Genomic DNA, 26,403 nt, shown 5'->3' on the forward strand with positions numbered 1-26,403 from the left:
AGCCTTTAAAAACAGCAAAGGAAAAGAAAGAAGAAAAAAGAGATAAGAAAAACTCTCCAAAAAGAGATTAATTTCTAACAAGAAAGGCTGTCGCGTTTTACTGACAGCCTTTTTTATATTTAATCAAGTTATTATCTAGAATAATTTGGTGCTTCTTTTGTAATAGTAACATTGTGCGGGTGGCTTTCATTAATTCCACTAGCCGTAATTCGAACAAAACGACCTATTTCTTGCAAAGTTGGAATGTCCTTTGAGCCACAATAACCCATTCCAGCACGAAGACCACCAATGAATTGTTGCATACTCTCATTTAATTCACCTTTGTAAGGCACACGACCTACTATACCCTCGGGAACTAATTTCTTTACATCATCTTCTACATCCTGAAAATAACGATCTTTTGACCCTTCCTGCATCGCCTCAATAGAACCCATTCCCCGATAGGATTTAAATTTTCTTCCTTCAAAAATAATAGTTTCGCCAGGAGATTCCATAGTTCCAGCTAAAAGTGAACCTAACATAACGCAATCAGCACCTGCAGCGATAGCTTTAGGAATATCACCTGTATACCTAATTCCACCATCAGCGATAACAGGAACACCAGATCCTTTTATTGCCGCAGCAACTTCAAGCACCGCTGAAAACTGAGGAAAACCAACACCAGCTACAATACGAGTGGTACAAATTGAACCAGGTCCAATTCCTACTTTTACGCCATCGGCACCATTTTCAACTAAAAATCTAGCTGCTTCCGGAGTGGCAATGTTACCGACAATTACATCTATTTGGGGAAATTTACTTTTTACTTCTTTTAAAACATTTACAACTCCTTGACTGTGTCCATGAGCGGTATCAATAATTATAGCATCTACGCCTGCATTTACTAATGCTTCTGCTCTTTGTACCGCATCACCCGTTACGCCTATTGCAGCAGCAACACGCAAACGACCAAATACATCTTTATTTGCAATAGGTTTTTGTGTAAGCTTAGTGATATCTCTAAAGGTAATTAATCCAACTAATTTATAGTCCTTATTTACAACAGGTAATTTCTCGATTTTGTGTCCTTGTAAAACTACCTCAGCTTGTTCAAGAGAAGTTCCTTCAGCAACAGTCACTAAATTCTCGCTAGTCATTACCTCAACTATAGGTCGTGAACTGTTTTTTTCAAAACGCAAATCTCTATTAGTCACTATTCCTTTTAGAATTTGATTTTCATCAACAATAGGGATTCCACCTATTCCAAATTCTTTCATTGCATTTTTGGCATCAGCCACAGTAGAAGTTAATGGTAAAGTAACAGGATCGATAATCATTCCTGATTCTGCACGTTTCACTTTCCTAACCTTTGCAGCTTGCTGCTCTATGGTCATATTTTTATGCAAAACGCCTATTCCTCCTTCTTGAGCCATAGCGATTGCCATTGCACTCTCCGTAACTGTATCCATAGCAGCAGATACAATAGGAACATTTAGCGTTATATTTCGAGAAAATTTAGATTTTATACTCACTTCGCGCGGAAGCACATTAGAGTAATTTGGAACTAATAGAACATCATCGTAAGTTAATCCTTCACCGATAATCTTAGTGTTGTGTGCGATCATTGCAATTGTACTTGGAGATTAATTGCGTGCAAATATAAACAATCTTAAGCAAAAAAGCAGGCTGTTTCTGGAATTAATAATTAAATTGCAGTTCAAAGTCAATTCTTTGCAACTCTGAAACACAAGGTTTCTAATCTATAATTAAAATTCCTTTATGTTATGATAACAGCTAACCAAACTGAAAAACTAAAAGGCCTGTCTAACGACGAAGTATTAAAGTCAAGAGCAATATTTGGTGAGAATTCAATAATTCACGAGGAGAAGAATGTTTTTTTGAATTCTATTTTGGAAATGATTATCGAACCGATGTTCTTGCTGTTAATAGCTGCCGCTGCTATTTATTTTATAACTGGCGATTACGGGAATGGTATTTTTATGACGGCTGCAATAGCATTAATTTCGACCATTTCCCTTTATCAAGAATCAAAAAGTAGATCAGCGATACAAACTTTAAAAAAACTTTCACAACCTAACAGCAAAGTCATTCGCAATAACGAAACAGTAGAAATTCCAAGTGAAGAAATTGTCATTGGGGATCTCATTCAAACCGAAGAAGGCACTTTTATTCCTGCTGATGGAGTTATTATTCAATCTAATGATTTTGCAGTAAACGAATCTATTTTAACAGGCGAATCGATGGCTGTTTTTAAAAATGAATCAGCAACAGATAATACCGTTTTTCTTGGCACAGTTGTGACCAGTGGATTGGCAATTTGTAAAGTTACAGCCATTGGAAACAAGACCCAGTTAGGAAAAATAGGTAAAAGTTTAGAGGAAATTGCTGTCGAAAAAACACCATTGCAATTGCAAATAGGGAGTTTTGTAAAAAAAATGTCTATTGTTGGTTTAATAATTTTTGGAATTGTTTGGGCCATCAATTATTATAACACAGGAGCTGTTTTGGATAGCCTATTAAAAGCGCTTACACTTGCAATGAGCATCATTCCTGAGGAAATTCCGGTTGCTTTTACCACTTTTATGGCGCTAGGTTCTTGGCGGTTAATGAAAATGGGAATCATTGTTAAACAAACTAAAACAGTAGAAACTTTAGGAAGCGCTACCGTAATTTGCACTGATAAAACGGGTACAATTACTGAAAATAAAATGAGTCTTGCAATGGGTTATACGTTTGCTAATGATGCAATAAATAGTGATTTTTCGTCTGAATTAAGTATTGAATTATTGACTATCGCTATGTGGGCTAGCGAACCCATTCCTTTTGATGCAATGGAAAATGCCTTGCATGATGCTTACGCCAAATTAAATATAGTTGATGAAAGACCTAATTTTAAATTAGTTCATGAGTACCCTTTAGATGGAAAACCGCCAATGATGACTCATGTATTCGAAAATAAGAATGGAACAAGAATTATTGCTGCCAAAGGAGCAACAGAGGCACTAATCGCAACTTCAAATTTATCTGAAAAAGAAAAAGAGCAGGTTTTAACGGCAATGAAAACAATGGCATTAGAAGGCTATAGAGTTCTGGGTGTTGGTGTCTCTCATTTTCAAGGTAATAATTATCCTCAAAAACAGCAGGATTTTAAATTTGATTTTAAAGGTTTAGTTGCGTTTTATGATCCGCCAAAAGCGAATATAAAAGCAACATTCGAAACTTTCTATAATGCCGGAATTCAGATAAAAATTGTTACAGGAGACAATGCCGAAACAACAGCAACTATTGCCAAACAAGTTGGTTTTCGAAATGCCGATAAAACACTAAATGGCGATGAATTGATGGCCATGGACGATGCCACTCTTAAAACCAGAGTGATGGAAACCGCCATATTTACCAGAATGTTTCCTGAGGCAAAACTAAAAATTATAAAAGCCTTAAAAGACAACAATCAAATTGTAGCGATGACTGGCGATGGTGTTAATGATGGACCAGCATTAAAATCAGCTCACATAGGAATCGCCATGGGAAAAAAAGGAACCGAAATTGCAAAGCAAGCCGCAAATTTAATTTTAATAGATGACGATTTCTCTAAAATGATTGATGCTATCGCTATGGGTCGAAAAATTTATAGCAATCTAAAAAAAGCTATTCAGTATATCATTTCCATTCACATTCCTATTATTCTAATTGTCTTTATTCCGCTGGCACTGGGCTGGATTTATCCTAATATATTTTCTCCAGTTCATGTGATTTTTCTAGAAATAATTATGGGGCCAACTTGTTCGATAATTTATGAAAATGAACCAATGGAACGCAATTTAATGCAAGTCAAACCTAGACCTTTTACCAATACTTTTTTTAAACTCAATGAAATCACAATCAGTATCATTCAGGGTTTACTGATAACTCTTGGATTATTATTTATTTATCAATATTGCGTTGCTCTAAATTATTCTGAAACCACCACTAGAACTTTAGTTTTCTTAACTTTAATAGCTGCAAATATTTTTTTGACATTAACAAACCGGTCTTTTTATTACTCTATTTTCACGACTTTACGCTATAAAAATAATCTAGTTTTAATTATTGTAAGCGCAACTATTGTTATGACAGCTTCGTTACTATTTATTCCAGTTTTCACTACTTTCTTTGAATTTGAAAAAGTGTCTGGAGTGCAACTAAGTTTAAGTATTTTAGTTGGATTTCTTTCGGTAATTTGGATCGAAATTTACAAAATATTTAAAAGAAGAAAAGTACTCCTTTAGCATGATGTTTAGTTTTTTCTATTCTTAAAAACGACATTTAATCCAAGTTGGAACGAAATACTATTTGCTTTTGTAACATCACTATATTCTAAAAGATTATCCGCAATAACATAGAAATTTATAAATCCAAAATTACTAGACAAACCTAGACCTATATTTTTAAAAGAATAGGAATCTAAAGTGTAGGTAGCTTTTAAATTTAAGGATTTGAAAACTTTTCGACGATAATAGGTTGTTAAAGCAATTAACGGTGTTCTTGGTGTGGTCATTACAAATAGCTGAGCACCAATAGCGTTTTTAAAAATTGTCTCCGGATTAGAATTTAAGCAGTCACAGTCCTCAGGTCTTTCTTCATCAAATGAAAATTGAATCGAACTGTTAAACTTTGCGGGGCGCCAAGTGGTATATTTTGAATTTAAGGTGTCTAATGGAATTGCTTCTTGAAAATCTTCATATAGGTTGTCAACAGAATCACCAGAACTAAATTTAGGAATTATACCTCTATAATTATAAAGTCCTTTCAAGGAATAGCTTTCGACATCTTTAGCGTGTCTAATAAAACCAACATCTAAAATGCTGGCTGTGATTTGGATGTCTTTTTTTGGGTAATAAGTAAAACCCGCATCGAATCCTAATCCTAAATTACCTCCTAAAAGAGCTCTTTTTGTTATATCCTTAGTTACGTTTGGAGTTGCAGTTTCATCAAAATACTCCTTAATTCCCGAAGTATTAAGTTGCAATTGCGAATAAACCTGTTGATCATAAACTCCTGTATTTGACGGAATTGTGTAAACGTAACCCGAGTTATTAGTTGTAGTTGCATTAAAAATACTAGAGTAAATTTTTGCACGTACCCCAAAAATGAGTTTTGCATTAATATTTTTATGAAAACCAATATGATAAACAGATAGTAATTCTGCTTTTACATTTAGGTCGCCTAAATTAAAAATTTTACCCAAATAATTCCTATTGCCATTTAATGCTAAAATGGCTAAATCTTTTGGAACATAACTTAAAGCATCAAATTCTTGGTACATCCCAAAGGAAACGTATATATCATTATCTCTTTTACCAATCTTGAAACCACCATTAAAAATCTCTAATTGTTGGTTTATTGCTAAATGGTCTTTTCTAGTGGTTGAAAATACAGCATTGCGTAATTTTATATTAAAATCAACATCATTTTTTGCAAATAAATCATAAGCAGAAAAACCCGTTGAACCCACATTAGCAGAAATCCCGGACAATAACGGAATTCCAATATACCATTTATACTTGAAATCAGAACCAGGATTTATCAATAGTAATTGTGGAACTGAAGTAAAATTATATAGAACTTGCTTATTTTGAGAAAAACAATTCACCGCTAGAAATAGAATATTGACTAGTAATAATTTTTTCATTCAATTACTAAGTAAGCGGTTATACTTGAACGCAGTTTTAAACTACCTATACTTAAATCAGTCATGGTGCGACTAGGTCGCATTACTAGAATAAAAGTAATTTTAGTAGTTTTTTTTAATAAATCAAGTTGCAAGCCTTCAAATAGATCAGTTTTAGTAGTTTTATTTTCTGCACTTGTGTAAGATGGAATAGCTAACTTGAGAGCATGTACTGACTGATTGTCTTTATCTAAAAATAAAACATCTAAAGTGTATGCTCTATTTATCGTGTTTTCTAACTCATAGAAAAGCTCCACTTTTTTTAATCTTTGTCTAAAAAAAGAATCGTCGAATATTTGGATGGTTGAAGTCTCAAAAATAATATTTCGCTCTACTCCATTAGTTACAAATTGAGTGGCCTTTGCGTCAAAATAAGCTAAGTTAGTAACAATTACAGGTTCTAATTTTATAGTGTTTACTTGTTCAAAATCAAGATCACTTGCACAAGAAAAAGAAAAAATTAGCAATATTGCTAATATTATAGATCGATTAAAAGTTAACACTTTCATACTATTCCGAGTAAAATGATGTTGTCTTATATACTACAACCAACGTGTCAAAACTAATTTTATTATTTGCGTAATTACGTAAAAATTACAAAACCGCTTTGTTTAATGGTAATCACTAAATAATCTTGAGGCATCATTATATGCGCTTTCAAAACTCATTGGACTCAAATTAGTTAACTCCTTTTGAGCTGTAAAATAAGACAGTAACTTTTCGGTAGGCATATTTCCTGTTAGTTTATCAATAGCCATTGGGCAACCACCCAAACCTTGAATAGCGCCATCAAAACGGCGGCATCCTGCTTTATAAGCTGCATCAATTTTCTCAAACCATTTATCTGGAGTGGTATGTAAGTGCGCTCCAAACTCTACTTGGGGATAAGCTGGAATTAAATTTGAAAATAAATAAGAGATTACGTCAGCATTGGAGCTGCCCACTGTATCCGAGAGAGATAGAATTTTCACACCCATATTTGCTAGTTTACGAGTCCAATCACCTACAATTTCGACATTCCAAGGATCACCGTAAGGATTGCCAAAACCCATTGACAAGTAAGCCACAACTTCCTTATTATTTTTAGCTGCTATATTTAAAATTTCTTGAAGTGTCACTAAACTTTCAGCAATAGTTTTATGAGTATTACGCATTTGAAAATTCTCAGAAATAGAAAATGGAAACCCTAAATACTGAATCTCTTTATGAATAGAAGCTAGTTCAGCACCTTTTGTGTTGGCAATTATAGCTAATAATTTACTACTGGTTTGAGATAAATCAAGTCGTTCAAGAACCTCAGCGGTATCTTGCATTTGCGGAATCGCTTTTGGAGAAACAAAACTGCCAAAATCGATACTGTCAAACCCCACACGTAATAGCGATTGAATATAAGCCACCTTTTTCTCAGTAGGAATAAATGGTTTAATGCCCTGCATCGCATCACGTGGACATTCTATAATTTTTATTGACTCCATAGAAAGCCAAAGATACTAAAGATATTGTTTTTACGAAATCGTTTTTTATATAAGTTGATTAAGAACTATTACGTATTATGGTAATAATACTAATTATTACACTTTTAGGTAATAAATTGAAGTATTACACATTTTGGTAATAATTATTGCTCCCATAAAAAAAAGTAGTAATTTTAGCAAATGATTGCAATACTGACAGCAGATATAATTAACTCTAGAAAACTACCTCCTAGTAAATGGATTAAAGGTTTAAAAACCTTATTGAACACCATTGGGAAAACTCCAAATGATTGGGAAATATATCGCGGTGATGAATTTCAATTAGAAATAAAAAATCCTGAAGAAGCATTATTCACAGCCTTCCAACTGAAAGCATATTTTAAATCTATCAATTTAGACATTAGAATAAGTTTAGGTTTTGGGGATATAACATATAAATCAAAAAAAATTACGGAAAGTAACGGTAACGCTTTTATTCGTTCTGGTGAAACATTTGAAACTTTAAAAAAACAAAAATTAAATTTAGCAATCAATTCTGGAAACATAGACTTTGATGAAGAAATAAACTTAATTTTAAAATTAAGTTTATCTTTTATGGATAACTGGCTCCAACAAGCTGCTGAATTTGTACTAATTGCCATTCAAAATCCAACACTTTCGCAAGAAGAAATTGGTGTGAAACTAGGCATAAATCAAGCCGCAGTTAGCCGAAGACAAAAACGCTCCAACTATGAATTATTACTACAAGTTGAACAGCATTTTCGAGGGAAAATAAAAACACTTGAGGTATGATTGTATTTGTAAAGCTACTTTTGGCACATTTACTTGGTGATTTTTTATTGCAACCCACTTCATGGGTAAAAGATAAAGAGCAAAAAAAACACAAAAGTATTTACTTGTACTTGCATATTTTTTTACACTTTATTTTAGCTTGGATTTTAGTTGGAGAACAAGATTTTGGCTGGTATGCTTTAGCTTTGGCAATTTCACATGGCTGTATTGACTTTTTGAAACTGTATTTTCAAACTGCAAGAACAAAACGCAGTTGGTTTCTAGCAGATCAAATTTTACACTTGTTAATAATTGCTGCAATTACTTTACTTTATAACAACACCTTATTTGCATTTTCAGCTTTAGGTAACCAATTTTGGTATATTATAACTGCTATTATTCTCTTAACAAAACCAACATCAATACTTATTAAAAACATCATCTCAATTTGGACACCTGAAAACAAATCGAAAGATGAATCGTTGCAAAATGCGGGGAATTATATAGGACTGCTAGAACGACTTTTCGTGTTCTGCTTTATTTTGACAGGACATTTTGAAGCAATTGGTTTTTTATTAGCCGCAAAATCAATTTTTAGATTTGGCGATTTAAAAGAAGCTAAAGACCGAAAGCTCACTGAATATGTGTTGATTGGAACTTTATTAAGTTTTGGAATTGCATTGTTAATTGGACTTCTAGTCCAAGCAGGATTACGATTTTCTTTTTAGAATTTCTTTATTTATGGCTTTCACTAGTGCTGGACCTTCATATATAAAGCCAGTATATAATTGTACCAAACTGGCTCCAGCATCCAGTTTTTCAAGAGCATCTTGCGCTGAATGAATTCCTCCTACTCCAATAATTGGAAATGATTTATTGCTTTTTTCAGATAAAAAACGAATTACCTCGGTTGAGCGATTAGACAAGGGTTTACCTGACAATCCGCCCATTTCTAATTTATTATCGGACTGTAAACCTTCCCTAGAAAGCGTTGTATTTGTCGCAATAACACCTGCGATTTTGGTTTCATTTACAATTTCAATGATATCAAGAAGTTGCTCATCTGTCAAATCTGGAGCGATTTTTAATAAAATTGGTTTTTGTTTTGGCTTAGCCAAATTCCTATTTTGAATTGTTTGTAACAGTTGCTTCAATGGTTCTTTATCTTGCAAAGCACGAAGATTAGGCGTGTTTGGTGAACTTACATTTACAACAAAATAATCTACATAATCAAAAAGTGCTTCAAAACAAATTTCATAATCATTAGTGGCATTTTCATTTGGCGTCACTTTATTTTTGCCAATGTTTCCTCCTATTAATACACCCGTATTTTTTTTCAACCGTTCTACAGCCGCCGTAACACCTCCATTATTAAAACCCATTCTATTGATTATCGCTGAATCTTCCTTTAAACGAAACAATCGCTTTTTTGGATTTCCCTCTTGACCTACCGGAGTTAGCGTTCCTATTTCTATAAATCCAAAACCAAAATTGGATAATTCTTTATACAAGACCGCATCTTTATCGAAACCAGCAGCTAAACCAACTGGATTTGGAAATTTTAATCCAAAAACTTCGGTTTCTAATCGCTTATCATTAATTGCGTACAAGGCTCTAAAAATTGATGAAAACCCTGGTATTTTAGACAATAAGCGGATTAAAGAAAAAGTAAAATAATGTACTTTTTCAGGATCAAATTGAAAAAGAATCGGACGTATAAGCAGTTTGTACATTGTGAAGTTGTTGTGTTATGCAAAAATAGAATTATCTGGTCGATAAATAAATAATTGTACACTAAATTACTTCACCAAATTTTTAAGCTAAAAAAAAGCTCCTGAAAAAAATGATTATATTTGTATAAAATTGAAAAAAAATGCAAAATATTATAGATCGTTTTATCAGTTACGTCATTATTGACACGGAATCTGATGCGAATTCAGAAACTACTCCAAGTACAAATAAGCAATGGAATCTTGCCAATAAACTAGTTGAAGAATTAAAAGCTATCGGAATGGAAGAGGTTACCATAGACGATAAAGCTTATATTATGGCTACTTTACCGAGTAATGTTGACCACAAAGTACCCACTATTGGATTTGTATCTCATTTTGATACTTCACCGGACTTTTGCGGAGCTAATGTAAAACCGCAAGTTATAACCAATTATGACGGTAAAGATATTATTCTAAATGCTGAAAAAAATATTGTTTTATCTCCAAATTATTTCAAGGATCTACTACAATACAAAGGACAAACCTTGATTACGACCGATGGACTGACCTTGTTAGGAGCTGATGATAAGGCGGGTATTACAGAAATTGTCACAGCAATGGAATACCTCGTCAAAAATCCAGATATTAAGCATGGAAAAATCAGAGTTGGATTTACACCCGATGAAGAAATTGGTCGTGGAGCAAATCATTTTGATGTAGAAAAATTTGGAGCTGACTGGGCATACACTATGGATGGAAGCCAAATAGGAGAATTAGAATACGAAAACTTTAACGCAGCAGGCGCCAAAATAACATTTAAAGGTAAAAGCGTTCATCCTGGATATGCTAAAGGTAAAATGATCAATTCTATGTTGATCGCTAATGATTTTATCAATAAGTTACCAATAGATGAAACTCCCGAAACCACTAAAGGATATGAAGGTTTTTTTCATGTTCATCATTTGAAAGGATCAATAGAAGAAACCGTTTTAGAGCTTATTATTCGCGATCATAGCAAGAAAAAATTTGAAAAGCGCAAAAAATTAATTGAAAAAATTACCAGAAAAATCAATAAGAAATTTGCAAAACAGTTTGGCGAAGATATTGTAATAGCTGAAATAAAAGATCAGTATTACAATATGAAAGAAAAGGTTTTACCAGTTAAACATATTGTAGACATTGCTGAAAAAGCGATGAAGGAGATTGGAATAAAACCACTTATAAAGCCTATTCGCGGTGGAACTGACGGATCACAATTATCATACAAAGGGTTGCCTTGTCCAAATATTTTTGCAGGTGGTCATAATTTTCATGGAAAATATGAATATGTTCCAGCAGAAAGCATGCAAAAAGCAGTAGAAGTAATTGTAAAAATTGCAGAGCTAACAGCTATTGAAAAGCAAGTAAATAAATAAAATTAAAGTTCTTATATCCTTAATTTAAATAATGAGATCTTTAAAAAAAACCGATTTGTTTAAAATCGGTTTTTTTATAGTTTATGTTACTTCTGAATTTCTTTAATTTTATATCTAACTTTTTGAAGCGTAAAAGAAAATTCAGACCCCACACCAAAAGAACTATCGACATAAATTTTCTCGTTGTGTGCTTCGATAATATGTTTTACAATTGACAAACCCAGTCCTGAACCACCTTCTGTTCTTGCTCCGCTTTTATCAACTCTATAAAATCTTTCAAAAAGGCGTGGAATATTTTTTTTCACAATCCCCTCGCCGTTGTCCGTAATTCGAACTATAACTTTGTCTTTTGTTAAATTTTCTATACTTACTTCTGTTGCGCCTTTTACTTCACCATATTTGATTGAATTAACCATTAAATTGACAACTGCTTGTTGGATTTTTTCTTGATCGCCCTTTACCATAATAGGTTCATTATACTTCATGTCAAACATTAACAAAATATCTTTTTTAGATGCTTTCATTTCAAGCATATCAAAAACATTTTGAATAAGCTTCACAATATCAAATTCAGTTATTTCTAAGTTTAATTCTCCTATTTCAAGTTTAGAAATCATATCTAAATCCTGAACAATATAGATGAGCCTTTCAACTCCTTTTTCGGCTCGTTCTAAATATTTTTTCCGAATTGCTTTGTCATTCATAGCTCCATCAAGTAGTGTTGACAAGTAGCCTTGAACCATAAATAAAGGTGTTTTTAATTCGTGAGACACATTGCCAAGAAATTCGCGTCTGTATTCTTCACGCACTTTTAGAGTTTCAATTTCTAACTTTTTATCGGTTGCAAATTTTTTAACTTCACGTGTAAGCGTTGCCATATCAGTGGTTATTGGCTGACTTCTAAAAGTGCTTGATTCAAGCAAAGCAACATCATCATAAATTTTTTTTACCTTTTTGTAAATGAAGCGTTCCACGCGATATTGGATTACTACAAATGAAAAAGAAGCAATTAATAGAGCAAAAATCAAACAGAATTGAAAAGAGAAATTGAAAAATAAGTAGGTCAAAAGACCAACTAATCCAGTAGAGAAAAAAGTAATGTAAAGTGATGACATTACGGCAAAACGGTATGTTTTTTTAAAATTCACAGTGATTTATACTTCAAACTTATATCCCACACCTTTTATAGTTTTAAATAATTCTTCGCCTATTTTTTCTCGAAGTTTCCTAATATGAACATCAATCGTTCTTCCTCCAACTACAACTTCATTTCCCCATACTTTTTCCAATATTTCATCTCTTTGAAAAACCTTTCCGGGTTTTGAAGCTAAGAGATAAAAAAGTTCAAATTCTTTTCTTGGTAAAACAATTTCAACGTTATCCTTTACAATTTTATACTCTTCTCGATTGATTTCAATACCACCTACATTAAGTGTTTCGCTATTTTGATCTTTTTCAGTTAACCTGCGCAATAAAGCTTTTACTTTACTAACTAGCAATTTAGGCTTTATAGGTTTTGTAATATAATCATCTGCACCAGCTTCAAATCCTGCCACTTGCGAGTAATCTTCGCTTCTAGCAGTTAAAAAAGTAATTAAAACATTACTGAGTTCAGGAATTTTTCGAATATTCTCGCATGCTTCCATTCCGTCCATCTCTGGCATCATGACATCCATAATAATAAGATCCGGAATCACTTTCTTAGCCATTGCAATTGCCTCCTTACCATTAGTAGCAGTAAATATTTGATAATCTTCCTGCGCAAGGTTATATCCTACAATTTCTAAGATATCTGGCTCATCATCCACTAATAGGATTTTAGTGTTTTTTTTCTTCATAAAAGTTTCGAAAATTGTTCTTTGAGTGGTAAATGTAATCATAAATGAGCAACTGAAAAGGTAGTATTGCTAAATTTACTAAGCGTGTAATAATTAAATTTAAGAATTTAAATAGTACTATTAATAATGTAGAATTATATGTTAAAGCAAAAATTACAATAAACAATTGAAAAACCTTGTAGTTTTAAACCTATTATTAAATCCATCAAAAAGTTTAATACGTTTTTTTGAAATTTTTTTTTACTTTATTATTTGAATTTTTTTTGTACTTTTACTATCCAAATTACATCTAATGACAAAAAACTACTTTTATATTTTCACTTTATTGGTTATTTTATTTTCTCTGAACTTATCGGCTCAAGAAATCAAACCTCAACCTAGGATACAAGAAGTCACACTAATTGAAGGCTTAAATTTGTATCCTAATCCTGTGACTAACGGTAAAATTTATATTTCAACAAAGAATGATTTTGATAAAGAAATTGTTATTTTTGACGTGTTAGGCAAGAAGGTTCTTCAAACTATTTTGAATTCAAGAGAATTAAACGTTTCTAGTTTATCTTCGGGAATATACATCATTAAGATAAATGAAAAAGAAGCATCCGCAACTAGAAAATTAATTATCCGATAATACACCTTAAATTATATCACAAAGTCTCTTTTTAATAGAGACTTTTTTTACGCTTTTTAAATAAATATTTTTACCATTAAATTTCACTTTTAAACAGTTTAGTCTTGGTATGCATTTTAAAAATTTGATTACTTTTGCAAAAAAATTTCTTGTTAACAACCTCTAATATATTCTCTATTTCGAGCCAAAAACAATTTGAAAAAATTGCTTTGAAAGTATTTCGTTTCCAATTCGAAAATAATCTTGTTTATCGAGAGTTTTGTGAGTTGTTAAAAATTGATGCTCAAAAGATAAAAGCATTACATGAAATTCCTTTTTTACCTATACAGTTTTTTAAAAGCCATGAAGTAGTTTCTAATAAAAACGCTATTCAGGAAGCTTTTACCAGCAGCGGAACAACAGGATTGATTACCAGTAAACATTTAGTTACCGATGTTTCTTTATATGAAGAAAGTTATCGCCAAGGATTTTCTCAGTTTTATGGCAATATTGAAGATTATGTAGTTTTAGCGCTACTTCCTTCCTATTTAGAGCGTGAGGGTTCATCGTTAATTTATATGGTGAAGGATTTAATTGGAATGTCAAAGCATCCTGAAAGTGGGTTCTATTTGCATAATCACAATGAGCTTATTTCTAAACTTATTGCGTTAGATCAAGTAGGTCAAAATGTTATTTTAATTGGAGTTACTTTTGCTTTATTGGATTTAATCGAAAAACATCAGTTTCAACTAAAACATACCATTATTATGGAGACAGGTGGTATGAAAGGAAAACGTAAGGAAATGATTAGAGAAGAATTACATCAGCAACTTTGTGAAGGTTTTGGAGTTTCAGCAATCCATTCAGAATATGGGATGACAGAACTGCTCTCACAAGCGTATTCCCTTGGCGAAGGCGTTTTTGAATGTCCATCATGGATTCAAATTCTAGTGCGTGATACAGAAGATGCTCTAACGTATATCCCTGATGGAAAAACGGGCGGAATTAATGTAATTGACTTAGCAAATATTAATTCTTGTTCTTTTATAGCAACGCAAGATTTAGGCAAAAAATATCCCAATAACTCTTTTGAGGTATTGGGACGTTTTGATAATTCTGATATTCGAGGTTGTAACTTGATGGTGATGTGAAGGCTAATTGTTGATTTGTTTAATTAGTTAACAGATATTTTGAATAAACAGCTAAACCACTCTAACCAAAAAATAATTTTTCTTGCCACTTTGCAATAGCACGAACTGATTGTTAATTAAATCTTTTGTAGTAAGAACAAAACCTTCAATAACTTTTTCTCTATTAACTGAAATAGAATTAGCCGTTAAGGCTCGTCTGGCTTCACCATTAGATTTAAAAAATCCTGTTTTTTCATTTAAAACGGCAATGATATCAATTCCTGATCCTAATTCAACTTTACTAATTTCAGCCTGAGGAACACCTTCAAAAACATCTAAGAAAGTAGCTTCATCTAGTTGTTTCAAATCTGCAGCAGTAGAATTTCCAAATAATATATTTGATGCTTTTATTGCATTATCTAAATCAGCTGCTGAATGAACCATTGTTGTTATCTCTTCGGCTAAACGTTTTTGTAACAAACGTAAATGTGGAGTTTCTTTATGATATTGAGTTAATATTTCAATTTCATCTTTTGTTAAAAAAGTAAATATTTTAATATATTTTTCAGCATCAACATCAGAGGTATTCAACCAATATTGATAAAATTTATAAGGAGAAGTTCTTGCTGCATCTAACCAAATATTTCCACCTTCAGATTTGCCGAATTTTGTTCCGTCCGCTTTTGTGATTAAAGGGCAAGTCAATGCGTAGGCTTTCCCTCCAGCAATTCTACGAATTAATTCAGTTCCCGTGGTGATATTTCCCCATTGATCACTCCCGCCCATTTGCAACGTACAGCTTCTATTTTTATATAAATGTAAGAAGTCATATCCTTGAACTAGTTGATACGTAAACTCAGTAAATGACATTCCTTCGGCAGCTTCAGAAGACAACCGCTTTTTTACGGAATCCTTAGACATCATATAATTCACTGTAATGTGCTTTCCAACATCCCGAATAAAATCTAAGAAAGAAAAGTTTTTCATCCAGTCGTAATTATTCACTAATTCAGCTGCGTTTTCCCCATCAGATGTAAAGTCTAAAAAACGAGCTAATTGCCCTTTTATAGCTTCTTGATTGTGACGCAAAGTGCTTTCATCCAATAAATTTCTTTCATTCGATTTTCCTGACGGATCACCAATCATTCCCGTTGCACCACCAACTAATGCTAATGGTTTATGTCCTGATAACTGAAAATGCTTTAAAAGCATTACTCCTACTAAATGTCCTATATGCAACGAATCAGCAGTTGGATCAATTCCTACGTAAGCTACGCGCATTTGTTCCATTAAATGTTCTTCTGTGCCGGGCATAACATCATGAAGCATTCCTCTCCAAGTCACTTCTTCAATAAAATTTTTCATCTTTTCTAAGCAATTTGCGCAAAGATAGTAATTCAACTTTAATGACAATATCAATTTGTATAGCATTAATACTAGCAATACTAATATAATTGATCGTCATTGTTACTCAATATACGCAGATCATTTTCTAAAAATGAAATTGATTGATTACATTTACAAAATGATTTTAGTAACAGGAGGAACTGGATTAGTTGGCGCTCATATAGTATTACATTTAATTGAGAATGGAGAAAAAGTGCGTGCCATTTATCGAAATTTTGAAAGTATAGAAAAAACGAAATCACTCTTTGCACGTTATAAAAAAACGCATTTATTTGAATTAATACAATGGATTCAGGCTGATATAATTGATGTTCCATCTCTAGAAAATGCATTTCTAGGAATCAATAAGGTCTATCACTGCGCTGCCATTATTTCTTTTGATCCTAAAGATGAAGAATTGATTAGAAAGGTTAATATTGAGGGAACCGCCAATATTGTTAATTTCTGTCTCGCTTATAAAATTGAAAAATTATGCTTTGTTAGTTCGATAGCTGCTTTAGGTGACTTAGCATCTTACGAAAAAATGATCACTGAAAAAACAGAATGGAATCCAGAGAAACCGCATAGTGATTACGCCATTTCAAAATATGGCGCTGAAATGGAAATGTGGAGAGGTCAACAAGAAGGATTAGACATTATTATTATCAATCCTGGTGTAATTATTGGCCCTGGTTTTCAAGAAAGTGGTAGCGGATTGTTATTTAAAAAAGTAGCTAATGGGCTTTCATTTTACACATTAGGATCTACAGGTTTTATTGCTGTATCTGATGTTGTGATGATTGCAGAGAAATTAATGAATAGCGACATTCAAAACAAAAGATTTACATTAGTAGCGCAAAATATTGTTTTTAAAACTATATTTAACAGCATTGCAGATGCTTTACAAAAGCAAAGGCCTACTAAACATGCTACCCCCTTTTTTATGGAAATAGTTTGGAGAATAGATTGGTTTTTGGCTACTTTTTTTGGAAAAAAAAGAGAATTCACAAGAGCTACAGCTAAAGCATCTTGTTCTAAAAATTTATATTCTAATAAAAAAATAAAGAACGCTTTAAATATTGAGTTTAAGGATATAGAACTCTATATTCAAGAAATTTCACACTCATAAATCTAGTGCTTAATTACTGTAAGGGCTGTTCTTTTATCACAGACTTTTTTACTAAATTTTTCTTTATAAATCTTACTTTCTCTTTATATAAAGTGTCAGCTACAAGTAATGGCGCTTTTTTTAGCTTTACTTTTTTAATTTCTTTTGCTTTCTTTTCTTCTAATTTAATTAACGAATCAGTAATAACTTTTTGCATTTCAATACGAGCTTCAACTTGGTCGAACAAAATTTTATATTCTTTATAATCGGCAGAATAATAAACATTACTTTTTACAAACTGGAGACTGTCTACTTTGTATTTTTTAAATATATAGTCTGTAGCATTAATTTTAAAACTATCTAAAGAAGTTGGATTTTGATATTTTATACCTTCTAAAATCGATATATCATACATAATATTGACCATAACATCCTTATCAATTAAACGTTTGGGCTTTTTTACTAAATCGCCTGTACAACTTATCAATAGCATTAATATTACAGCAGAAATGAATGACTTTCTCATTTTTTACATATTATCTTTCAAACAATAAACGCTTACCTGCGCGAATATTTTTTACTTTAAAAGCAGCATAAACTAACTCACCATTAACTAGGGTATGTGTTATTCTCGACTTAAAGGTAAATTCCTCAAATGGAGACCAACCACATTTAGATAAAATATTTTCTTTTTTTACACTCCATGGCAAACCAGAATTTACGATCACTAAATCAGCGTAATAACCTACTTTAATAAATCCACGTTTTTCTATTTTAAAAATTTTAGCAGGATTATGACACATCTTTTCAACTATCTTCTCAATACTAATTTTTCCTTGATGGAACGCCTCAAACATGGCCACTACAGCATGTTGTACCAGTGGCCCACCAGAAGGAGCTTTTAAATAGGATTGTTTTTTCTCTTCCAGGGTATGTGGTGCATGATCTGTAGCAACCACATCAATTCTACCATCAATTAATGCTTCCCAAAGCGCTTTTCTATCATCAACGGATTTTATAGCTGGGTTCCATTTAATAAAATTACCTTTCGTTTTATAATCTTCATCAGAAAACCATAAATGATGGATACACACTTCAGCGGTAATTAATTTATCTTCTAATGGGATTTTATTGGTAAAAAATTCAAGTTCTTTGGCTGTTGATAAATGAAAGACGTGCAGTCTTGCTCCTGTTTTTTTGGCTAGTTTAACTATTCTTTCTGTAGATTTGTAGCATGCTTCAACAGATCTAATTTCTGGATGACATTCAACTGGAATATCTTCTCCATATTGTAATTTAAATTTCTCTAAATTTGACTGTACCGTATTTTCATCTTCACTATGAACTGCAATAAGCAATTTTGTGGATGAGAATATTTTTTCTAAAGCCTCTGAACTATCAACTAACATATCGCCTGTTGATGAACCTAAGAATAGTTTTAATCCAGCAACATTTCTGGGATTAGTTTTTAAAATTTCTTCTAAATTTTCATTGGTTCCGCCCATCATAAATGAATAATTAGCGTAAGACTTTTGAGCAGCTAACTCATATTTTTGCTCTAATATTTCTTGTGTAATGGCATTAGGAACTGTATTTGGCTGTTCAATAAAAGAAGTGATTCCACCTGCGATTGCAGCTTTAGATTCAGATTCTATATCACCCTTGTGTGTTAATCCTGGTTCTCTAAAATGTACCTGATCATCGATAGCTCCTGGCATTAAGTAACTCCCTTCAGCATCAATAATTTTACAATCTGGTGATTTAGCACTGATGTTTTCTGAAATCTCAACAATTAAATCATTTTCAATTAATACATCGCCTTCAAAAATCACCCCTTCATTTACTATTTTGGCATTCTTAATTAAAACCCTGTTCATCGTTTCTATTTCTTATAATGTGTTAAATAATTTTTTTAATCTTAACGCAACAACGCCAAAAACAGCCTCTACAATAATAGAGTTACTCATTTTAGATTGCCCTTTTGTTCTATCAGTAAAAATAATAGGTACTTCTACAATTAGAAAATTTTTACAATAGGTTCTATATTTCATTTCGATTTGAAAAGCATAGCCCACAAATCTTATTTTGTCTAAATTGATTTTCTCCAAAACCTCACGTTTGTAACATACAAAACCAGCGGTAGCATCATGAATTTTCATTCCCGTTATTAATCGCACATAAACCGATGCAAAGTAAGACATTAAAACGCGACTCAATGGCCAGTTTACAACATTTACTCCAGTTACATATCGAGAACCAATTGATAAATCAGCATCGCCCAAATGACAGGCATTGTATAATTTCTCTAAATCTTTTGGATTATGCGAAAAATCAGCATCCATTTCAAAAATATATTGATACTTTCGGTTTAAAGCCCATTTGAATCCGTGCACATAAGCAGTTCCTAAACCCTCTTTTTTTGCTCGCTTCTCTAAAAACAATACCTCTTTAAACTCCTCTTGAAGTAGAATAACTTTATTTGCTGTATGATCTGGAGAATTATCATCAATTATTAAAACATGAAAGGATTTGTGCTGCGACAATACCGAACGAATAATACTTTCAATATTCTCAATTTCATTGTAGGTAGGAATAATAACAACACAATCATTCATATTTTGACTAATTTCAGCGCAAAAGTAAACTTTTTCTACGATTAGAAGCTTAATAAAATTATAATAAAAAGAATCATATAAAAATTAGTAATTTTACAGCGATATGATGGAAAATACACTTGAGCTGAGAATTATTGAGAGCAAAGACTGGGCAACAGCACTTTTTATATTGTCATTTGCGATTATAACAATTGTTAAATCAGTTTTTGAAAATAGATTTAGCGATTTTGCTAACTTAATTTATTCCAATAAATATATTAAAGTGTATAAAGATAGTACGAACTTAAATAGCACTTTCACTTTATCTCTTTTTTTTGTTCAAATTGTTTCTCTTGCCTTTTTTATTCAAATCACATTAAGTTATTTTGGATATGCCAGTAAAACAGATTGGTTACTATATATTCAAATCTTCACATTTCTGATTTTTTTTATTTTATCAAAATACTTGATTGAAAAAATTATTGCTACTTCTTTTAATATTGAAGAATTTATGGAGCAATTTAATCTCCAGAAAGTGACTTATAGAACTTACATTGGACTTTTCATTCTCCCTTTGAATATAATTTTATTTTATTATGACTCCTTTTCAACTATTATACCTTTAATAATTATTGCTATAATATTGATTGCAAATGCACTAACTTATTTGATTTCAATTAAAAATTATCAAAATATAATATTCGGTAAGTTGTTTTACTTTATTTTATATCTTTGCGCTCTCGAAATAGCACCTTATTATTTTATGTATTATTGGTTTACAAAAGGGAATGCTTAGAAATAGTGAAAATATGAAAGTGAAAACAATTTTGGTCTCACAACCTGAACCTAAGGTAGAAAATTCACCTTACTTTGAACTTCAGCAAAAGCATAAAGTAAAGTTTGATTTTAGGCCTTTTATTCATGTTGAAGGTGTAAATGCTAAAGAAATCCGACTTCAAAAAATAGATCTTAATAATTACTCAGCGATAATATTAACGAGTAAAAATGCTGTTGATCACTTTTTTAGAGTAGCCGAAGAAATGCGCTTTAAAATTCCCGAAGGATTAAAATATTTTTGTCAATCAGAGGCAATTGCTTTTTATTTACAAAAATACGTTGTGTATAGAAAACGTAAAATTTACGTAGGCCCAAAGGATTTTGCCGATTTATCCCCATTAATAAAAAAATATAAGGATGAAAAATTCTTATTACCTGCCTCAGATCAATTAAATGCTGATGCACAAATAACTTTAAATGCGTTAAAAGTAGATTGGACGCCTGCCGTATTTTATAAAACAGTAATGAGTGATTTATCTGATCTTGCTGATGTATATTATGATATTTTGGCATTCTTTAGCCCTACTGGAATAAAATCATTATTTATGAACTTTCCAGATTTTAAACAAAACGAAACTCGAATTGCGGTTTTTGGAAGCACTACTCAAAAAGAAGCGATAGAGCACGGATTAAGAGTTGATATTCTTGCTCCAACACCTTCTACACCTTCTATGACTATGGCTTTAGAAAAATATATTATTGAAGCTAATAAAGGAAAATAAAAATATTATTTTTGATATTCAAATGCCACTCAAATTCTGTGTGGTATTTTTTTTAAAAATTAAATGATTTTAAATTATCATATTTTGTCTATTTTCGATTTCAAAATGTAACTAGAATACAGTTTTTAATTTAAAATTATATTTTATGAACATTAATTCCTAAACTGTCGAAATTGACGGTATTGATAAAGAAATTTTGCGCAATTTAATGGATGATACCCGTACACCAATTCTCCAAATTGCAAATAAAATAGGAATTTCGGGAGCGACAATTCATCAACGATTGCGTAAACTGGAACAATCGGGTGTTATTTCACGCTCCAAATTTACTGTAAACAATAAAATTTTAGGTTATAATACAATGGCTTTTGTAGGGATTTATCTTGACAAGGCAGCGCGAAATCATGAAGCTCTGAAAGATTTAAGGAAAATACCCGAAGTCTTGGAATGTCATTACACTACAGGAAACTGGTCTATTTTGATAAAAATTATTTGTAGAGATAATGAACATCTAATGCACTTACTAAACACAAAAATTCAAGCAATAGAAGGTGTTTCAAGAACATAAACTTTCATATCCTTAGATCAACAAATTGACAGACAAATCCAGCTTTAATTGTTAATTAGGGAATGAGAAAATGAGATGTTTTGAAAATATGAGAATATGAAAAGGTGAGAATTCGAAAATATGAGAATTCGAAAAGGGGCATAATTTGAAAAAAGCCGCTTCATTGTAGCAATGAAACGGCTCTTGTTTGTAAACAATTTTCTATTTTTCTAATTAATTAATTCTCTAATTAATCTCTCCTACCGCCCATATAAATAGAAACGTAATATAATAAAGTGGCAATTGATCCTAACGCGGCAACAACGTAAGTTCTAGCGGCCCATTTCAATGAATCCTTAGCACCCGCTTGTTCTTGCTGTGTTAGCATTCTTTTATTTTCTAACCATGCTAATGCACGATTACTAGCGTCATATTCTACAGGCAAAGTAACAATTGAAAATAGAGTAGTCGCTGCAAAAATGATAATTCCTACTAACAACAATTGAGGAAAAGTGTTTAATAATAATATACCGCCAAGTAATATCCATTGCATATAACTTGACGCTACATTTACAATAGGCACCAATTTAGAGCGCATTGTTAGCCATTGATATCCAACCGCATGTTGCACTGCGTGACCACATTCATGGGCCGCAACGGCAGCTGCTGCTGCATTTCTTTGATTGTAAACAGCCTCACTTAAATTAACTGTTTTATCCATTGGATTATAATGATCTGTTAATCTTCCTGGTGTAGAAATTACTCTTACATCACGAATGCCATTATCAGCGAGCATTTTTTCAGCAATTTCAGCACCTGACATTCCGTTTTGTAATTGTAATTTAGAATAATGTTCAAATTTACTTTTTAGTCTTGAACTAACTAGCCAGCTGAATAACATGATTGCTCCAGCTAAAATTAAATATCCCATTCCCATAGTTTTTTCTTTTATTTTTTGAGTTAAAAGCTAATCAGCAAATTACGACCCAAAAATTAACAATGCCAAATTGACACTAGTTAAATATTTGCAAATAAAAAACCCAAACTCCAGCAATAAAAATTTGGGTTGATATTATTAAAATTTCAGATACTATCCCACTAAATTGATAATCTTGCCTGGAACAATAATCACTTTATTTGGAATTTTTCCGTCTAATTGCTTGATGGTTCTCTCGTCTTTCATTACGATTTCCTCAATTTGATCTTTGGTTAAGTCCAATGGCAATTTTATAGTAAAACGCATTTTTCCATTAAATGAAACCGGATATTCTTTTTCACTTTCTACTAAATGAGCTGGTTCGAAAACTGGAAAAGCAACCGTTGAGATCGAGCCTTTATTTCCTAACAAAGACCATAATTCCTCAGCGATGTGCGGTGCATAAGGCGAAATCACAATCGCTAATGGTTCGAGAATTACACGAGAATGACAGTTTTGCGTCGACAATTCATTTACACAAATCATAAACTGCGATACCGAAGTATTGAAAGAAAAATTCTCAATATCCTCTGCTACTTTTTTAATGGTTTTGTGTAGCGATTTTAAATTTTCTCTTGTTGGGGCTTCATCAGTGACAATCAAACCATTTTCATCAAAATACAAGCGACACAATTTCTTTAAGAAACCAAAAACTCCCGAAATTCCCGCAGTATTCCAAGGTTTAGCTTGTTCCAGTGGCCCTAAGAACATCTCATACAAACGCAATGTATCGGCTCCATATTCGTTACAAATATCATCTGGAGTTACCACATTATATTTGGATTTTGACATTTTTTCTATTTCGCGACCCACTATATATTTTCCGTTTTCTTCTCTTACGAATTCGGCATTTTTATAATCTTCTCTCCAATTCTTGAAAGCTTCAATATCTAATTCATCTGATGAATTAATCATTGAAACATCAACATGAATTGGCTGTACGTTTTGATCTGTAATTTTATTTTTTGAAACGTAAGTATTAGTTCCATTTAATCGATACACAAATGCGCTCATTCCTAAAATCATTCCCTGATTAATCAGTTTTTTAAATGGCTCTTCGGTTGGTGCAAAGCCTCTGTCCTTTAGAAATTTATTCCAAAAACGAGCGTATAATAAGTGACCCGTTGCATGCTCGTTTCCACCAATATATAAATCTACACTTTCCCAGTATTTTAATGCCTCTTGACTAGCAAATTCATTCTCATTATTTGCATCCATATAACGCATCCAATACCATGAACTTCCTGCCCAGCCTGGCATGGTGTTTAACTCTAGAGGAAAAATAGTTTCATTATCGACTAAGTCAGTATTGATAACTTTATTATTCACGCTATCCCAAGCCCAAACTGCCGCATTTCCTAACGGTGGCAATCCATCTTCAGTGGGTAGATAATTTTCTACTTCTGGTAAAATAATGGGTAAATATTTTGCCTCAATCATTTGCGGTAAACCATTCACGTAATACACGGGAAAAGGTTCTCCCCAATATCTTTGACGAGAAAAAACCGCATCACGAAGGCGATAATTTGTTTTACCTTTTCCTTGAGTCATTTCTTCTAACGCTGCAATTACTTTTTGAGTTCCCTCTTTATAACCCAATCCATTTAAAAAATCAGAATCTACTAACTTGAAACCTTCCTTTGATCCATAAGCAGCTTCAGAAATATCTTGATCAAAAATATTCTTGATTTTAGGCATACCTCCAGAAGTTTCGGGATTGTCTTTAAAGAAATTGGCAAAAGCATAATCTCTTTCGTCACCGCATGGAACAGCCATAACAGCTCCAGTTCCATAACCTGCTAATACGTAATCACCAATCCAAACAGGAACAGGTTTTTTAGTAAAAGGATGTTCAGCATAAGCTCCTGTAAAAACTCCAGATATTGTTTTTACATCCGCCATACGTTCTCTTTCGGAACGTTTAGAAGACGCAAAAATATATTCGTTTACTTTATCCAAATGTTCTGGCGTTGTAATTTGTAAAACCAAAGGATGCTCAGGAGCCAACGTCATAAAAGTGACTCCAAAAATAGTGTCAGGACGAGTTGTGAAAACGGTTATATACCTAGCAACCTCTGCGACATTCCTTATAGTATCAAGTTCAATAGTGATTGTATCTAAAACACCCGCTAAGTTTCTTAAAATTTCTTCATCCTTAAAACGAATAACTTTAAACCCTTGTTTAGTGAGAATTTGTGTTTTTTCATCAATACTTAGATCAATAGAATTTTGATTTTCACCATCAACTTCAATGACTATCTTTTTTGACAAACAAACAAAATCAACAATATGATCTGCAATTAAATGTTTTTGCAAAAATTTATAATCAATCGCTTTAGAATGTATACTAGACCATAAAATTTGCTCTGCATTGGTTAAGATATTTTCTGATTCTTTCTCTTTTTCTGATAAATTAGAGTTGTTAGCATTACTTAAATTTATTGTAGAAATATCAGAAGACAAATCAGGTGATAAAACTCGGAATGATACCATGGCTCCGACTGATTTTCCAATCCAATTCCTCTGGCTTTCTTTGATACTTTCACTCCAATCTATATCGTTTAAACCTTGTAACAATCGCTCAGCATACGCTGAAATTCGCATACTCCACTGTGTCATTTTTTTTCTAACAACGGTAAAACCACCGCGTTCCGAAACGCCATTTATAATTTCGTCATTGGCTAAAACTGTTCCTAATCCTGGACACCAGTTGACCTCCGTTTCTGCTAAATATGTTAATCGGTATTGTAATAGGATTTTTTCTTGTTGTTCTTTGGCGAAAGCGCTCCATTCGCTTGACGAAAAAACTTCAATATTATCATCACAAACTGCGTTTACATTTTCATTTCCTTGTTTTTCAAAAATTGCTATCAAAATCGAAATATCCTCTGCCTTATCGTTGGTCTTGTTATACCAAGAATTAAACAATTGAATGAAAATCCACTGGGTATGTTTGTAATAATCCGGATTAGAGGTGCGCACTTCCCGACTCCAATCAAATGAAAATCCAATTTTGTCTAATTGTTTTCTATATCCAGCAATTTTATTCCCTTCTTTATCCACCCCACCATCAATATTAACTGATGTTGTATCTTCGGGACGCTGACCGGTTTGAATCGCATATTGTTCTGCTGGTAGCCCAAAACTGTCATAACCCATGGGATGCAATACATTAAAACCTTGATGCCTTTTATAACGAGAATAGACATCTGACGCAATGTAACCTAATGGATGTCCTACATGTAAACCAGCTCCAGATGGATATGGAAACATGTCAAGCACATAATACTTTGGTTTTTGAGAATTGTTTTCGGCTTTAAAAGTTTCATTTTCTAACCAATACTTTTGCCATTTGGCTTCAATTTCGTTCGGATTGTATTTCATTCTCTTTTTTATTGTTATATAGTGGTGTCATGCTTTCGCACACGCAAGCCATCTAGCAAATTATTTTAACACATTCACTGTTTTGATTCCCGAATGGGTTGCAAAATTTATGGTCGCAAAATTACGTTTATTGTACGAAAGTTGAAACTTTGGACGTTATTAACTTTAAATAAAGAAATTCTTTATTA

The 26,403-nt window shown here is 32.4% G+C and carries 23 protein-coding genes; 10 read left to right on the plus strand and 13 right to left on the minus strand.

Annotation, left to right across the window (positions count from 1 at the left end; genetic code table 11):
• Positions 1–131: 131 nt before the first annotated feature.
• Positions 132–1,604 (minus strand): IMP dehydrogenase, encoded by a 1,473-nt coding sequence (guaB, locus tag RCH18_RS07580; protein ID WP_326936147.1) that lies wholly within the window; start codon positions 1,602–1,604, stop codon positions 132–134.
• Positions 1,605–1,763: 159 nt separating this feature from the next.
• Here guaB and RCH18_RS07585 point away from each other — a divergent pair, with 159 nt between their 5' ends.
• On the plus strand, positions 1,764–4,268 hold the full coding sequence (locus RCH18_RS07585) for a cation-translocating P-type ATPase (protein WP_326936148.1): 2,505 nt from the start codon (positions 1,764–1,766) through the stop codon (positions 4,266–4,268).
• An 8-nt stretch (positions 4,269–4,276) separates the two neighbouring features.
• Here RCH18_RS07585 and RCH18_RS07590 read toward each other — a convergent pair whose 3' ends face one another.
• From RCH18_RS07590 to RCH18_RS07600, 3 genes are all read right to left on the minus strand, one after another.
• Positions 4,277–5,671, minus strand: a complete 1,395-nt coding sequence (locus tag RCH18_RS07590) for a DUF5723 family protein (protein WP_326936149.1) — start codon at positions 5,669–5,671, stop codon at positions 4,277–4,279.
• Positions 5,668–6,219 (minus strand): hypothetical protein, encoded by a 552-nt coding sequence (locus RCH18_RS07595; protein WP_326936150.1) that lies wholly within the window; start codon positions 6,217–6,219, stop codon positions 5,668–5,670. The genes RCH18_RS07590 and RCH18_RS07595 overlap by 4 nt, the downstream gene beginning before the upstream one ends.
• A gap of 102 nt (positions 6,220–6,321) precedes the next feature.
• On the minus strand, positions 6,322–7,185 hold the full coding sequence (locus RCH18_RS07600; RefSeq protein WP_326936151.1) for a hydroxymethylglutaryl-CoA lyase: 864 nt from the start codon (positions 7,183–7,185) through the stop codon (positions 6,322–6,324).
• Between the two features lie 180 nt (positions 7,186–7,365).
• Between RCH18_RS07600 and RCH18_RS07605 the strand changes: the two genes are divergently transcribed.
• Together RCH18_RS07605 and RCH18_RS07610 are read left to right on the plus strand one after the other, a co-directional pair.
• On the plus strand, positions 7,366–7,977 hold the full coding sequence (locus tag RCH18_RS07605; RefSeq protein ID WP_326936152.1) for a SatD family protein: 612 nt from the start codon (positions 7,366–7,368) through the stop codon (positions 7,975–7,977).
• Positions 7,974–8,684 (plus strand): DUF3307 domain-containing protein, encoded by a 711-nt coding sequence (locus tag RCH18_RS07610; RefSeq protein ID WP_326936153.1) that lies wholly within the window; start codon positions 7,974–7,976, stop codon positions 8,682–8,684. The genes RCH18_RS07605 and RCH18_RS07610 overlap by 4 nt, the downstream gene beginning before the upstream one ends.
• On the opposite strand, the gene RCH18_RS07615 is transcribed toward RCH18_RS07610, so the two are convergent.
• Entirely contained in the window at positions 8,667–9,689 is a 1,023-nt protein-coding gene (locus tag RCH18_RS07615; RefSeq protein WP_326936154.1) for a quinone-dependent dihydroorotate dehydrogenase, read from the minus strand. The genes RCH18_RS07610 and RCH18_RS07615 overlap by 18 nt on opposite strands.
• A 140-nt stretch (positions 9,690–9,829) precedes the next feature.
• On the opposite strand from RCH18_RS07615, the gene pepT reads away from it, so the two are divergent.
• Positions 9,830–11,083, plus strand: a complete 1,254-nt coding sequence (gene pepT, locus RCH18_RS07620) for a peptidase T (protein WP_326936155.1) — start codon at positions 9,830–9,832, stop codon at positions 11,081–11,083.
• 86 nt (positions 11,084–11,169) lie between these two features.
• On the opposite strand, the gene RCH18_RS07625 is transcribed toward pepT, so the two are convergent.
• Positions 11,170–12,237: a sensor histidine kinase gene (locus RCH18_RS07625; RefSeq protein WP_326936220.1), complete on the minus strand. Its 1,068-nt coding sequence runs from the start codon at positions 12,235–12,237 to the stop codon at positions 11,170–11,172.
• The gene (locus RCH18_RS07630; protein ID WP_326936156.1) at positions 12,238–12,921 is read right to left on the minus strand and encodes a response regulator transcription factor; all 684 of its coding nucleotides are present in this window, start codon (positions 12,919–12,921) and stop codon (positions 12,238–12,240) included.
• Positions 12,922–13,213: 292 nt separating this feature from the next.
• Here RCH18_RS07630 and RCH18_RS07635 point away from each other — a divergent pair, with 292 nt between their 5' ends.
• Entirely contained in the window at positions 13,214–13,552 is a 339-nt protein-coding gene (locus RCH18_RS07635) for a T9SS type A sorting domain-containing protein (protein WP_326936157.1), read from the plus strand.
• Between the two features lie 149 nt (positions 13,553–13,701).
• Positions 13,702–14,682 carry a LuxE/PaaK family acyltransferase gene (locus RCH18_RS07640; protein WP_326936221.1) on the plus strand — a complete coding sequence of 327 codons (981 nt, stop codon included), beginning with the start codon at positions 13,702–13,704 and terminating at the stop codon, positions 14,680–14,682.
• A 51-nt stretch (positions 14,683–14,733) separates the two neighbouring features.
• Here RCH18_RS07640 and tyrS read toward each other — a convergent pair whose 3' ends face one another.
• Positions 14,734–16,026: a tyrosine--tRNA ligase gene (gene tyrS / locus RCH18_RS07645; RefSeq protein WP_326936158.1), complete on the minus strand. Its 1,293-nt coding sequence runs from the start codon at positions 16,024–16,026 to the stop codon at positions 14,734–14,736.
• A gap of 160 nt (positions 16,027–16,186) precedes the next feature.
• On the opposite strand from tyrS, the gene RCH18_RS07650 reads away from it, so the two are divergent.
• Entirely contained in the window at positions 16,187–17,176 is a 990-nt protein-coding gene (locus tag RCH18_RS07650; protein ID WP_326936222.1) for an NAD-dependent epimerase/dehydratase family protein, read from the plus strand.
• 13 nt (positions 17,177–17,189) lie between these two features.
• On the opposite strand, the gene RCH18_RS07655 is transcribed toward RCH18_RS07650, so the two are convergent.
• From RCH18_RS07655 to RCH18_RS07665, 3 genes are read right to left on the minus strand one after another with little or no spacing between them, the layout of a single operon-like run.
• Complete coding sequence (locus RCH18_RS07655; RefSeq protein ID WP_326936159.1) at positions 17,190–17,681, minus strand: DUF4296 domain-containing protein; 492 nt, start codon at positions 17,679–17,681, stop codon at positions 17,190–17,192.
• 10 nt (positions 17,682–17,691) lie between these two features.
• Entirely contained in the window at positions 17,692–19,032 is a 1,341-nt protein-coding gene (locus RCH18_RS07660; protein WP_326936160.1) for a dihydroorotase, read from the minus strand.
• Between the two features lie 12 nt (positions 19,033–19,044).
• On the minus strand, positions 19,045–19,770 hold the full coding sequence (locus RCH18_RS07665; RefSeq protein WP_326936161.1) for a polyprenol monophosphomannose synthase: 726 nt from the start codon (positions 19,768–19,770) through the stop codon (positions 19,045–19,047).
• A 103-nt stretch (positions 19,771–19,873) separates the two neighbouring features.
• Here RCH18_RS07665 and RCH18_RS07670 point away from each other — a divergent pair, with 103 nt between their 5' ends.
• The 3 genes from RCH18_RS07670 (at position 19,874) to RCH18_RS07680 (ending at position 21,876) form a co-directional block, all read left to right on the plus strand.
• Entirely contained in the window at positions 19,874–20,545 is a 672-nt protein-coding gene (locus tag RCH18_RS07670; protein ID WP_326936162.1) for a DUF4271 domain-containing protein, read from the plus strand.
• Between the two features lie 13 nt (positions 20,546–20,558).
• Positions 20,559–21,308 carry a uroporphyrinogen-III synthase gene (locus tag RCH18_RS07675; RefSeq protein WP_326936163.1) on the plus strand — a complete coding sequence of 250 codons (750 nt, stop codon included), beginning with the start codon at positions 20,559–20,561 and terminating at the stop codon, positions 21,306–21,308.
• Positions 21,309–21,480: 172 nt separating this feature from the next.
• Positions 21,481–21,876 carry an Lrp/AsnC family transcriptional regulator gene (locus RCH18_RS07680; RefSeq protein ID WP_326936223.1) on the plus strand — a complete coding sequence of 132 codons (396 nt, stop codon included), beginning with the start codon at positions 21,481–21,483 and terminating at the stop codon, positions 21,874–21,876.
• A gap of 229 nt (positions 21,877–22,105) precedes the next feature.
• On the opposite strand, the gene RCH18_RS07685 is transcribed toward RCH18_RS07680, so the two are convergent.
• Together RCH18_RS07685 and RCH18_RS07690 are read right to left on the minus strand one after the other, a co-directional pair.
• Positions 22,106–22,792, minus strand: a complete 687-nt coding sequence (locus RCH18_RS07685; protein ID WP_200778639.1) for a zinc metallopeptidase — start codon at positions 22,790–22,792, stop codon at positions 22,106–22,108.
• 153 nt (positions 22,793–22,945) lie between these two features.
• Positions 22,946–26,215 (minus strand): leucine--tRNA ligase, encoded by a 3,270-nt coding sequence (locus tag RCH18_RS07690; protein WP_326936164.1) that lies wholly within the window; start codon positions 26,213–26,215, stop codon positions 22,946–22,948.
• Positions 26,216–26,403: the final 188 nt, after the last annotated feature.

The organism is Flavobacterium sp. PL11 (assembly GCF_035985025.1).
GTDB lineage: Bacteria > Bacteroidota > Bacteroidia > Flavobacteriales > Flavobacteriaceae > Flavobacterium.